Raw genomic sequence first — 12,042 nt, 5'->3', positions numbered from 1 at the left:
GGCCACCGCCGGTCGGCGGCAGGCGGGCCGTCAGCGGCCGATGGCGGCGCGCAGTTCCGCCCAGCCCGGGAGCTTGACGCGCTCGCCGCGTTCCAGCCGGGACGCCTGCTCCGCCTCGGCGGCGTCGATGGCCAGCCAGTCGGCGTAATCGGTGACGGTCGCCCCGCTCGCGGCCAGGACCCGGTCGGCCGGCTCCGGGGCGGGGCGGGCGGCGCGCAGGGCCGGGGCGTCGTCCAGCAGGGCGCGGACGGTCGCGGCGGCGTCGGACTTGTTCGTGCCGATGACCCCCGTCGCCCCGCGCTTGATCCAGCCCGCGACATAGTCGCCCGGCACCACGGCCCCCGCCGCGTCGAGCACCCGGCCGTCGGCGTGCGGGACGGTGCGCGTCGCCTCGTCGAACGGCACCCCGGCCAGCGGGACGCCCGCGTAGCCGATGGAGCGCAGCACCATGCCGGTGTCGAGCACCTCTTCGACGCCGGTGCCGACGAGGCGGCCCCCGTCGCCGATGCGGGTGCCCTCGACCCGCAGCCCGGTGACCCGGTCGGCGCCGAGCACGGCGGTGGGCCGGGTCCAGAACCTGAGGTCGACCCGGCGCGGGCGGCCGGCGGGAGGACGCCGCGCCCACTCCGCGAGGATGCGGAGGTTGGTGCGGGCGGCCCGCGCCGCGTGCAGCAGCTCCTCCCCGGCCGGGTCGACGTCGACCTGGTCGGGGCGGACGACGACGTCGGCGTTCGCGAGCTCGCCCAGGTCGCGCAGCTCGGGCGCGGTGAACCGCGCCTCCAACGGGCCGCGCCGGGCGAGCAGGTGGATGCGCCGGACCCGGCTGGCGGCGAGCACGTCGAGCACGTGCTGCGGGATGTCGGTGGCGCGCAGCTCGTCGGCGGACTTGGCGAGGACGCGCACGACGTCGAGGGCGACGTTCCCGGCGCCGACGACGGCCACCTCCTCGGCGTCGAGGACGAACCGGGCGACCTCGGCGTCGGGGTGGCCGCAGTACCAGTTCACGAAGTCGGTGGCGGCGACGCTGCCCGGCAGGTCCTCGCCGGGGATGCCCAGCCGCCGGTCGACGCTCGCCCCGGTGGCGTAGACGACCGCGTGGTAGGCGCGGGCGAGGTCGTCGCGGGTGACGTGCCGCCCGAACTCCACCCCGCCCACGAACCGCACCCGGGGGTCCTCCAGCACCCGGCGCAGCGACCGGGCGACCCCCTTGATCTTCAGGTGGTCGGGCGCCACCCCGTAGCGGACCAGGCCGTAGGGGGTCGGCAGCCGGTCGACGACGTCGACGGCGACGTCCTCGCGGTTCTGCCGGGTCAGGGCGTCGGCGGTGTAGATACCGGCGGGCCCGGACCCGATCACCGCCACACGCAGAGGGTCGGGAGAGCTCATCCCCCCATTGTCGACCATCCCCCACCCGCCCCGCCCGCTCCTCCCGGCCGCGCCTCGGGGTTCGGCGGACTACCCCGTGTGGCGGGATCGCGGACGCGCGGCGGAACGCGCGGCGCCCCCGGGTCCGCCTCCGATGGCGGGCCCGGGGGCGCAGGCGCGGGTCACTGCTGGGCGGGGGAACCCGTGGGGACGGGGCGTTCGGTGTGGCGGGAGACGGTCTCGGTGAGCTTGCGGGCGAGGTCCTGGGGGGTGAGGCCCATGTCGGCGAGGAGGGCGCCGCGCTTGGCGTGGTCGAGGAACTCCTGGGTGATGCCGAACGTGCGGATGGGGATGTCCAGGTCCGCGTCGCGCAGGGCGCGGGCGACCGCGTCGCCCACGGCGCCGACGCGCCCGTTGTCCTCGACCACCGCGACCACCCGGTGCCGGGCGGCCTCGCCGACGAGGGCGGGGTCGAGCGGCTTGACCCAGCGCGGGTCGACGACGGTCACGCCGATGCCCTGGTCGGCCATGCGGTCGGCGACCTCGCAGCAGGTGCCCGCCATGGGGCCGACCGCGACCAGCAGCAGGTCCTCGGAGTGGCCGCCCGCGGTGGCGCGGCGCAGCACGTCCATGCCGCCGACCCGGCCCACCGCCGGGATCTCCTCGGGACACTCGCCCTTGGGGTAGCGCACGACGGTGGGGGCGTCGTCGACGGCGACGGCCTCGCGCAGCTGCTCGCGCAGCCGGGTCGCGTCGCGCGGCACGGCCAGGCGCAACCCCGGCACGACCTGCAGGATCGACAGGTCCCACATGCCGTTGTGGCTGGCGCCGTCGTCGCCGGTGACCCCGGCCCGGTCCAGGGCGAAGGTGACGCCCTGGCGGTGCAGGGCGGCGTCCATCAGCACCTGGTCGAAGCAGCGGTTGAGGAACGTGGCGTAGACCGCCACCACCGGGTGCATGCCGCCCATGGCCAGCCCGGTGGCGGAGGTGGCGGCGTGCTGCTCGGCGATGCCGACGTCGAAGACGCGCTCGGGGTGGGCCTCGGCGAACGGGGCCAGGCCCGTGGGGTGCAGCATCGCCGCGGTGATGGCGACGACGTCGGGCCGCTCGGCGCCGATCGCCACCATCTCCTCGCCGAACACCTTGGTCCACTTCGCGGCGCCCGACGGGGCGCCGGGGGCGCGCCCGGTGGCGGCGTCGATGGGGGTGATGGCGTGGAACTGGTCCTCGTCGTGGTTCTCGGCGGGGGCGTAGCCCTTGCCCTTCTGCGTGATGCAGTGGACGATCACCGGGCCGCCGTAGTCGCGGGCGCGGCGCAGCGCCTTCTCGACGGTGGCGGTGTCGTGGCCGTCGATCGGCCCGACGTACTTCAGGCCGAGGTCCTCGAACATCATCTGCGGCTGGATGGCGTCCTTGAGGCCCTTCTTCATGCCGTGCAGCATCTCGTACAGCGGCTGGCCGACCACGGGCGCCTTGTTCAGCGCGGTCTTGGCGAGGTCGAGGAACTGCTCGTAGCCCTGGGTCATGCGCAGCGACGCGAGGTGCTCGGCCAGCCCGCCCATGGTGGGCGAGTAGGAGCGTCCGTTGTCGTTGACGACGATGACGACGCGGCGGTCGCGCCCCTCGGCGATGTTGTTCAGCGCCTCCCAGGCCATGCCGCCGGTGAGGGCGCCGTCGCCGATGACCGCCGCCACGGTGCGGTCGGTGCGGCCGCGCAGCGCGTTGGCCTTGGCGAGGCCGTCGGCGTAGGACAGCACGGTGGAGGCGTGGGAGTTCTCGATGAAGTCGTGCTCGGACTCGGCTCGCGAGGGGTAGCCGGAGAGGCCGCCGCGGCCGCGCAGCGCCGAGAAGTCGTGCCGCCCGGTGAGGATCTTGTGCACGTAGGACTGGTGGCCGGTGTCGAAGAGGACCGGCTCGCTCGGGGAGTCGAAGACGCGGTGCAGGGCGATGGTCAGCTCGACCACGCCCAGGTTGGGGCCGAGGTGGCCGCCGGTGCGCGATACCTCGGCCACGAGGAACTCGCGGATCTCCGCGGCCAACTCCGGCACGCGGTCGGCGGCGAGCCCCTTGACGTCGTCCGGGCTGCGCATCGACTGGAGCAGCGTCACTCTCGTCAGTCCCCTCGTTTCAGCGTGGCGTACCCGCGAGTGCGGCTCAGCCGAGCACGCTTGTCCGATCCTCCGAGTTTATGGGCCTTGTGCACCATCTTCGGTCTCCTTTGGGAGAGAAGGCCGGGCTGCGGACGCGCGGGTGCCGTAGCGCAGCCGGACGCGCTCCAGTTCGGCGGCGATCGCGGCGGGGGTGTAGTGGGCGTTGAGGCCGCTGGGGTTGGGGAGCACCCACACCGGGGTGCCGGAGATCTCCTCGTCCTGCGGCCCCATGCGCGCCTTGGGCCGGCCGAACGCCTGGCGGAAGGCGGTGACTCCGAGCACGGCCAGCACCCCGGGGCGGTACCGGGCCAGCCGTTCGGCGAGCGCGGCGCCGCCGGCGCGCAGCTCCTCGGGGTCCAGCTCGTCGGCGCGCGCGGTGGCGCGGTCGGCCAGGTTGGTGATGCCCAGGCCCCACTGCGGCAGCAGGTGCTGCTCGTCGGGGCGCAGCACGCGCGGGGTGAACCCGGAGCGGTGCAGGGCGGGCCAGAACCGGTTGCCGGGCCGGGCGAAGTGGTGGCCGGTGTAGCCGGAGTACAGCCCGGGGTTGATGCCGCAGAAGAGGACGTCGAGGCCGGGGGCGATGATGTCGGGGATCGTGGCGCCGTGGGCGGCGGCCAGCTGCTCCCGCGTGGGTCGTGTGGATGCCGTCATCGACCCCGGAGCCTACCCGACCGGGTCACAGCACCGCCTGGGCGATGAGGGCCGCGCCCGACACGCCGACCACCGCGAGCAGGGCGGCGCGCATCCGCCCGGCGTCGACGAACCCGGCCACCCGGCGCCCCGCGGCGAATCCGGCGACGACGAACGGCAGCAGCCAGAGCCCCGCCTCGACCTGGCGCGCGTCGAGCTGGCCGCCGACGGCCAGCGCCCCGAGGGAGATCGCCGCGCCGAACAGGAAGTACCCGGCGAGGGTGGCCCGCACCCGTCCGGCCTGCTCGTTCTGGTAGAGGAGCGCCATCGGCGGGCCGCCGATCGAGGTGGCGGTGCCCATCGCGCCCGACACCACCCCGGCGGTGAACAGGGTCGCGGGGGTGATGCGCACCCGCAGCCGCCACAGGGACAGGCCCACGGCCACCAGCACCATGGCGCCGACGGCGGCGCCCAGCATCGCCGGGTCGAGGGTGGCCACCACCCACGCGCCGATGGCGGAGCCGGGCACCCGGCCGGGCAGCCCCCAGGCCAGGCCGCGCCAGTCGACGTGCCGCCACTCGGCGGCGAGGGTGAACGCGGGCAGGACCGTGGTGGCGATGAGCATCGCCCCGGGCATCAGGGACGGGTCGAGGAACGCCACGACCGGGGACGCGACGAGGCCGAGGCCCAGGCCCACGCCCGTCTGCAGGATCGCCCCGAGGACCAGGGCGACCCCGGCGACGAGGAGGAACGTGGTGTCGGGCATCGCCGCGACGCTATATCCGCGCATTCCCGACCGGGTTACAGAGGTAGGGACGTCCCACTTCCGGCCGCCCGGGGGCGCGGCCCGCCCGCGCACCGGATAGGTTCCCGCCATGAGCCCACGATGCGCGCGGGCGCGGTGGGCGGCGGGGGCCCTCGCCGCAGCGGCCGCGCTGTCCGGATGCGCGGGCGGCGGCGCCCCCTCCGGCGGCGCCGCGTCCGCACCCGCCCCCCGCCCGCTGCCCGAACGCGCCGCCTTCGACTACCAGATCACCGACCCCTACCCCCCGGCCGAGGGGGTCGAGGTGGTGATCCGGGACCGGGCCGCCGAGCCCGCGCCGGGCCTGTACAGCATCTGCTACGTCAACGCCTTCCAGGTGCAGCCCGCCGAGGTCGACACCTGGCGCGCCGACCGCCCCGACCTGCTGCTGCGCGACGGGGCCGGCGACCTGGTCGTGGACGAGGAGTGGGACGAGCCGCTGATCGACGTCTCGACCCCCGATCTGCGCGCGGCGGCCGCCGAGGTCGTCGCCCCGTGGATCCGGGGCTGCGCCGACGCGGGCTTCGACGGCGTCGAACTCGACAACCTGACGTCCTACGGCCACTCCGCCGGGCTGCTCACCCCCGAGGACGCCCTGGCCTACGCCGGGCTGCTGGTGGACACCGCGCACGCGGCGGGGCTGACCGTCGGGCAGAAGAACGGGGTGGAGATCGTGGCGGAGGGCGCGGCCGCGGGCTTCGACTTCGCCGTGACCGAGGACTGCGCGCGCTGGGACGAGTGCGCCCCCTACGCCGACGCCTACCCCGGCCGGGTGCTCGACGTGGAGTACCGGGCCGAGGACCTGCCGGCAGCGTGCGCGTTCGAGGAGGCGGGGGTGTCGGTGGTGCTGCGCGACCTGGAGGTCGCCGCGCCCGGCGCGCCCGGCCACGCCTACGGCACCTGCGCCGGCCTCGGCTGACACCGGCCGGCACGCGCCGGAAAGGGCGGCGCCCCGGAGGGGAAGGACTCCGGGGGCGCCGAGGGGCCGGCCGCGCCCGCCGGGAGTGGAGGGCGGCGGGGCGGCCGGGGGCGGCGCACGCGGGCGGCGCGCGCCGCGCCGTCAGCCTCTGGCGTGGGTCTTGCGGCTGCGCCGGGACACCGCGTCCAGGATCACCGCGACGAGCAGCACGGCGGCGGTGATCATGTACCGGATCGAGGAGTCCATCGACAGCAGCAGCAGGCCCGAGGTGATGGCGCCGAGGACGAGCCCGCCCAGCAGCGCCGAGTAGGCGTTGCCGCGCCCGCCGAACAGGCTCGTGCCGCCGATGACCGCGGCGGCGATGGCGAGCATGAGCTCGTCGCCGCCGGCCGTGTCGAGGTTGGCCGAGAACGAGCGGGACACCATCATCACGCCGCCGATGGCGGCCAGCGTCGAAGACAGCGCGAACACCGAGATGCGCACCAGGTCGACGTTGATGCCGGCCCGGCGGGCGGCCTCGGCGCTGCCGCCGACGGCGAACACCATGCGGCCGTAGCGGGTCTTGCGCAGCATCAGGTCGAACACCACCACGAACCCGACGAAGATCAGGAACGACAGCGGCACGCCCTGGTGCTGGTTGAGGATGGCGATCCCGCCGAACACCGGGACGGCCAGCAGCAGCGTGCGGACCGCGATCTCCACCGCCGGCTTGGCGGGCAGCCCGGCCGCGGAGCGGCGGCGTTCGCCGAACAGGCTGGCCACCGCGTAGACGGCCACCACGACCGCGCCGATCCCCCACCCGAACGAGGGCAGGAAGTAGGTGGTGGTGAGCGCGGCGATGGCGCCGTCCCCGCTGACGTTGACCGTGCCCTCGGAGCCGAGGACGTAGATCTGCACGCCCTGCCAGCCCAGGAGGCCGGCCAGGGTGACCACGAACGCGGGGACGCCGACCTTGGCGAAGACGGTGCCATGCAGCACGCCGATGACGGTGCCGGTGGCGATCGCGGCGATGATGCCCAGCCACTCGGGCACGCCCTGGTGGACGGTGAGCGCGGCGAGGACGGCGGCGGACGCGCCGGCGACCGACCCGATGGACAGGTCGATCTCACCGAGGAGCAGCACCATGATGACGCCGGTGGTCATCAGGCCGACGGCGGTCACCTGCACGGTCAGGTTCGACAGGTTCTGCGGCGAGAGGAACCGGTCGTGCAGCGCCTGGAACACCACGCAGATGACGACCAGGCCGACGATGACGGGCAGCGGCCCGAGTTCGCCGCCGCGCAGCCGGCGCACACCGGCGGCGAGCAGCCCGCGCGGCGAGGTGGCGGTGACGATGAGCCGAGGGTCGCGCGCCGCGGGCGGCGCGGCGGCGTCGGCGCCGGGGGTGACGGGTGTCTGCTGTGCCATCACGCTTCCTCCGTCGTGGCCGCCGAGACGCGCCCGGAGCGGCGGGCGACCGGGTTGTCCGCGGCACCGGTGATGGCCGCCACGATCTCCTCGTAGCTGGTGTCCTCGACCCGGAAGTCGCCGGCGTTGCGGCCCAGCCGCAGCACCACGGCCCGGTCGGCGACCGCGCGGACGTCGGCCATGTTGTGGCTGATCAGGATGACGCCGAGGCCCTTGTCGCGGAGGCGCTCGATCAGGTCGAGCACCTGCGCGGTCTGGGCGACGCCGAGGGCGGCGGTGGGCTCGTCCAGCAGCACGATCTTGGGGTCGCCCAGCAGCGAGCGGGCGATGGCGATGATCTGCCGCTGGCCGCCCGACAGCGACGCCACGGGCACTCGCAGGCTGGGGATGCTGACCGACAGCGAGTCGAGCAGCTCCTGCGCGCGGCGCTCCATCTCGACCTCGTCGAGGGTGCCGAAGGCGGTGTGCTCGGCGCCGAGGAACAGGTTGGCGACGATGTCGAGGTTGTCGCACAGGGCGAGGTCCTGGTAGATCGTCGCGATGCCCAGCTTCTGGGCGTCGTTGGGCCGGGTGATGGAGACGGGCCGGCCCTCCCACGTGATGTCGCCGCCGTCGGCCGGGTTGACCCCGGCGATGACCTTCACCAGGGTCGACTTGCCGGCCCCGTTGTCACCCAGCAGGGCGACGACCTCGCCCGGGGCGACCCGCAGGTCGACCTGGTCGAGGGCCTGTACGGCGCCGAACCTCTTGGAGATCCCGGACAGCTCCAGGACTGGTGTGCTCAATGTCTCGTCCCTTAGGGTTCACCCACGGCGGGATACGCGTGGTCCAGTGTGGTCCCTGCCTTCGAGGGGCGCCGGTGGTCCGACCGGCGCCCGTCACATCGGCCGCGCGGGCGGCGCTCAGCCGGCCTCGGTGCAGAAGTCGGTGTCGGCGTAGGCGTCGGTGCAGATCTCCTCGATGGTGTAGAACCCGTCGGAGACCACCGTGTCCTCGATGTTCTCCTCGGTCACCGCCACCGGGTCGATGAGCACGGACGGGATCATGTTGCCGCCGCCGTCCTCGACCTCGGTCAGCCCGGCCTCGCCGCCGTCGTACTCCTCGCCCGTGGCGGCCGCGACGGCCATCTCCGCGGCGGTCCGCGCCTCGGGGCGGATGGCCTTGTAGACGGTCATGTACTGCTCGCCCGCGATGACCCGCTGGATGCCCGCGATCTCGGCGTCCTGGCCGGTGACCGGCGGCAGCTCGTCGACGCCGGCGCTCTTCAGGGCGGCGATGACGCCCGCGGCCATGCCGTCGTTGGCGGAGTAGACCCCGACGATCTCGTCGGCGCCGACCGAGGTGATGGCCTGGTCCATCTGGGTCTGGGCGCGGTCGGGCGACCAGTCCGGGGTGTCGTACTCGGCGCCGATCTCGACCTGGCCGTCGAGGATCTGGTGCGCCCCGGCCTTGAAGTCGGCGGCGTTGGGGTCGGTCGGCGAGCCGTTGATCATGACGATCTGGCCGTCGTCGGCGGTCCCCTCCTCCTCCAGCGCCTGGAGCAGGGCCTCGCCCTGGACCTCGCCGACGCGGTGGTTGTCGAAGGAGACGTAGTAGTCGACGCCGCCCTCGGCGAGGCGGTCGTAGGCGACGACGGGGACGCCCTGGCCCTTGGCCTGGTTGACGATCTGCGCGGCGGCCTCGGAGTCGACGGCGTCGAGCACGAGGACGTCGATGCCCTCGGTGAGCATGGCCTCGGCCTGGGACTGCTGCTTGGAGGACTCCTGGTCGGCGTTCTGGTACGACAGCTCGCACTCGGGGCACAGGTCGGTCAGCGCCTCCTCGAAGTACGGCTTGTCGAACTTCTCGTACCGGGCGGTCTTGGACTCCGGCAGCAGCAGGCCGACGCGGAAGCCCTCCTCGACGCTGCTGTCGCCGCCCTCGGCCTCGCCACCGGTGGTGGTGGCGCCGCAGCCGGCGGCGAGCAGCGACAGGGCCGCCGCGGCGCCGACGGCGGCGCGGCGCGCGAATCCGCTAGTTCTCTTCAACGGGCTGACCTCCTCGTGGGGTCACCGAGCAGGGTGAATGGGGGAACCCGCCGCCTCGACGTGCGCTGGGTCACTCGGTGAGCCGATGCCGGAAGTCAAACTCCTCGCCACGTTGTCGTCAAGCCTTGAACACATAACCGAAACATCACGGGCGATGCGTTCACTCCATGAACTCAGTAAAACCGCAGCTCAGCGGCATCATGACCATTATGTTCTGTTTTGTGACCGTAGCCGGATTTTACCTCGTGATCTGCTCGGCCGAGGCCGCTGCCAGGCGCAACGCCCCGCGCAGGGCCGCCTGGTCGCCCAGATCGCCCGAGACGATCCGGAGGTCGGCGAGCGCGCTGCCCAGCGTGCCCAGCTCCATCGTCCGGCGCACCGGCGCCAGCAGCGCCTCGCCGGCGGCGGCGAGGTCGCCGCCGACGACGACCAGCTCCGGGTTGAAGGCGTTGGCCAGGATCGCCAGCCCCCGGCCGAGGGCGGTGCCCGCCTCCGCCACCACCCGCCGGCACCCGGGGTCGCCCTCCTCGGCCGCCCGCACCAGTTCGGCGACCGTCGTGGGCGCGGCCCCCGCACCCTGCTGCGGGAGCATGTCGAGCAGGTAGGGCGAGCCCACGAGGGTCTCCAGGCAGCCGCGGTTGCCGCACCGGCACACCTGGCCCCGCTCGTCCAGGCCGATGTGCCCGATCTCCCCGGCGGTGCCGCCGGCCCCGCGGAACAGCCGCCCGCCCAGCACGATCCCGGCGCCCACGCCCTCGCCCAGCTGCACGTAGATCAGGTGCTCGGCGCCGCGGCCCACGCCCGCGTCGGACTCGGCCATGGCGCTGAGGTTGGCGTCGTTCTCGGCGACCACGGGGACGCCCAGGCGCTCGGCCAGCGCCGCCGCCGGGCGGAACCCGGCCCACCGGGGCATGCAGGTGATGGCGCCGATCTCGCCGGTGGCCAGGTCCACCGGGCCGGGCACCGACGCGGCGACGGCCGCGACCGTGGCGTGGTCGACCCGCGCGGCCGCCAGCACGGTCTCGACCAGCCACACCGCGCGCCGCACTCCCCGTTCGGGGTCGGCGGCGACGTCGTAGGCGATGGTCTCGCGGGCGAGCAGGCCGCCGTGGCTGTCGCCGAGGGCCGCCGCCAGCCGGTGGGTGCCGAAGTCGACGGCGACCACCGCGCCGGGCGGCCGGACCAGGGCGATCGCCCGCGCCCGGCGCCCATTGGAGGAGGTCTCGCGGACGCTGACCGTCCCCGTGGCGCGCAGGTTGCGTACGATGTTGGAGACGCTGGCCGGGGAGAGCCCGGTCGACCGCGCGATCTCGGCCTGGGTGAGCGTGCCGCCGCTGCGGAGCGCCTCGACCACCCGCTGCTGGTTGGCACGCCGCAGCGCCGCCTGCGAGCCCGGTGTCGCCTCGACATCGGTCACGGTGATCTCCCTGAGGTGTGCTGGCCGGTTGAAGACGTGCGCCGCTGGTGGAATCGAGCTTACAAGAGTTGAATTCAAGGTGCGGATCCCCACCGGACGAGCCCGCCGGGCGGGCGCCCGCCGCGCCGCCGGTCCCGGTGCTGCGCGCCGACGACCCCGGGTGGACCGCGCGCGCCGCCGCTCTGGCGCTGCGCGCGCCGGCGCGGGCGGGCCGCTGCCGGGTGGTGGCGCTGGAGGGCCGGTCGGGGGCGGGCAAGACCTCGCTGGCGGGTGAGCTCGCCGCCGCGCTGTCCTGCCCCGTGGTGCACATGGACGACCTGTATCCGGGGTGGGACGGCCTGGCCGCGTCGGTGCCGCTGGCCCGCGACCACGTCCTGGAGCCGCTGCGGCGCGGCGCGGACCCCCGCTGGCCCCGCTACGACTGGGAGCGCGAGGGGTACGACGGGTGGGCCGGGGTGCGCGTGGCCGACCGGCTGGTGATCGAGGGCTGCGGTGCGGGGGCGGCGGACCTGCGCCCCTACCTGTCGCTGCTGCTGTGGGTCGAGGCGCCGCGCGCCGAGCGCGGCCGCCGGCTCGCCCGGCGGTGGGACGCCGACCTCTACGCCCCGCACCGCGCCCGCTGGGCCCGGCAGGAGGAGTCCTACGCCGCGGCCCACGCCCCGCGCGCCCACGCCGACGCGGTCCTCGACAACACCGCGCCCGCCGACCCGGCCCCCTGACCGGACCTCTCCCCCACAACCGTGCGCGGCCGGGCGCGGAAGCCCGGCGGGCGGGCGCTATCGTCGGGCCGTGGACGGGGCGGGCCGTGCGGGAGCCGCTGATCGAGGGGCTCGACGACTGGATACCCGTCGACCGGCTCCTCGCGTACGCCCGGCGGATGGAGCATCGCGGGGGCCCGGGCTCCGGGAGCGCGCCACCGCCCTCATGGCGGACCTGCTGGAGAGGCGCCTGGCCGTGTTCGGCGTCCTCGGGGATTCCGGTCTCGAACCGTGGGGCGAGGACCCGCCCCGTTCCCTGGCGCGCGCGGTCCGCGAACTCGACGCGTTCGACTGGCGGCCCATGGGCGGCGCGTGGCGGATCGCGAACACCCCGGTGGGCGACGCCCTCGCCCGCCGCCTCCTGTAACGAGTCCCCCTCCGCCCACCCGCCGGGTCCGGAGAGGAGGCCGCCACCCTCAGCGGCGCCCGGCCCACGCGGCGCCCGCGCGTCGGGCCCGAGGGAGGGCCGGTCGGCCGGGAGCGGGGGGGGTGCGGTCCCGCCCAGTAGGCGGCGGACAGCCTCCGGCCCGCCCGCCGGGGCGGCGGGCGGGCCGGAGGCCGGAGGGG

General features: G+C 74.9%; 11 protein-coding genes. 3 read left to right on the top strand and 8 right to left on the bottom strand.

Features of this window, described 5'->3' with window-relative positions; translation table 11 throughout:
* Window positions 1-30: 30 nt before the first annotated feature.
* From NT8_RS23730 to NT8_RS23715, 4 genes are all read right to left on the bottom strand, one after another.
* Window positions 31-1,386: an FAD-dependent oxidoreductase gene (locus NT8_RS23730; RefSeq protein WP_067973891.1), complete on the bottom strand. Its 1,356-nt coding sequence runs from the start codon at window positions 1,384-1,386 to the stop codon at window positions 31-33.
* 161 nt (window positions 1,387-1,547) lie between these two features.
* On the bottom strand, window positions 1,548-3,473 hold the full coding sequence (gene dxs / locus NT8_RS23725; RefSeq protein ID WP_067973887.1) for a 1-deoxy-D-xylulose-5-phosphate synthase: 1,926 nt from the start codon (window positions 3,471-3,473) through the stop codon (window positions 1,548-1,550).
* A gap of 78 nt (window positions 3,474-3,551) precedes the next feature.
* Window positions 3,552-4,166 (bottom strand): G/U mismatch-specific DNA glycosylase, encoded by a 615-nt coding sequence (gene mug / locus NT8_RS23720; RefSeq protein ID WP_084469225.1) that lies wholly within the window; start codon window positions 4,164-4,166, stop codon window positions 3,552-3,554.
* Window positions 4,167-4,191: 25 nt separating this feature from the next.
* Window positions 4,192-4,911, bottom strand: a complete 720-nt coding sequence (locus NT8_RS23715) for a sulfite exporter TauE/SafE family protein (protein WP_067973884.1) — start codon at window positions 4,909-4,911, stop codon at window positions 4,192-4,194.
* Window positions 4,912-5,020: 109 nt separating this feature from the next.
* Between NT8_RS23715 and NT8_RS23710 the strand changes: the two genes are divergently transcribed.
* Window positions 5,021-5,866, top strand: coding sequence for an endo alpha-1,4 polygalactosaminidase (locus tag NT8_RS23710; RefSeq protein WP_067973881.1), 846 nt, complete (start codon window positions 5,021-5,023; stop codon window positions 5,864-5,866).
* 141 nt (window positions 5,867-6,007) lie between these two features.
* On the opposite strand, the gene NT8_RS23705 is transcribed toward NT8_RS23710, so the two are convergent.
* The 4 genes from NT8_RS23705 to NT8_RS23690 all read right to left on the bottom strand — a co-directional run bounded on the left by NT8_RS23705 (window position 6,008) and on the right by NT8_RS23690 (window position 10,717).
* Window positions 6,008-7,273 carry a sugar ABC transporter permease gene (locus tag NT8_RS23705; RefSeq protein WP_067973878.1) on the bottom strand — a complete coding sequence of 422 codons (1,266 nt, stop codon included), beginning with the start codon at window positions 7,271-7,273 and terminating at the stop codon, window positions 6,008-6,010.
* Complete coding sequence (locus NT8_RS23700) at window positions 7,273-8,058, bottom strand: ATP-binding cassette domain-containing protein (RefSeq protein WP_067973875.1); 786 nt, start codon at window positions 8,056-8,058, stop codon at window positions 7,273-7,275. The genes NT8_RS23705 and NT8_RS23700 overlap by 1 nt, the downstream gene beginning before the upstream one ends.
* 117 nt (window positions 8,059-8,175) lie before the next feature.
* Window positions 8,176-9,300 carry an ABC transporter substrate-binding protein gene (locus NT8_RS23695; protein WP_067973872.1) on the bottom strand — a complete coding sequence of 375 codons (1,125 nt, stop codon included), beginning with the start codon at window positions 9,298-9,300 and terminating at the stop codon, window positions 8,176-8,178.
* Window positions 9,301-9,538: 238 nt separating this feature from the next.
* The gene (locus NT8_RS23690) at window positions 9,539-10,717 is read right to left on the bottom strand and encodes an ROK family transcriptional regulator (protein ID WP_067973869.1); all 1,179 of its coding nucleotides are present in this window, start codon (window positions 10,715-10,717) and stop codon (window positions 9,539-9,541) included.
* Window positions 10,718-10,857: 140 nt separating this feature from the next.
* Between NT8_RS23690 and NT8_RS23685 the strand changes: the two genes are divergently transcribed.
* Together NT8_RS23685 and NT8_RS23680 are read left to right on the top strand one after the other, a co-directional pair.
* On the top strand, window positions 10,858-11,436 hold the full coding sequence (locus NT8_RS23685; RefSeq protein ID WP_394326597.1) for a nucleoside/nucleotide kinase family protein: 579 nt from the start codon (window positions 10,858-10,860) through the stop codon (window positions 11,434-11,436).
* Between the two features lie 205 nt (window positions 11,437-11,641).
* Window positions 11,642-11,842 (top strand): hypothetical protein, encoded by a 201-nt coding sequence (locus NT8_RS23680; RefSeq protein WP_067973864.1) that lies wholly within the window; start codon window positions 11,642-11,644, stop codon window positions 11,840-11,842.
* The last annotated feature ends 200 nt before the right edge of the window (window positions 11,843-12,042 follow it).

Origin of the sequence: Nocardiopsis trehalosi NBRC 14201, from assembly GCF_001552555.1 — a bacterium.
GTDB lineage: Bacteria > Actinomycetota > Actinomycetes > Streptosporangiales > Streptosporangiaceae > Nocardiopsis_B > Nocardiopsis_B trehalosi.
The sequence above is the reverse complement of the archived record's forward strand: the minus strand, read 5'-3'. Positions and strand labels throughout refer to the sequence as shown.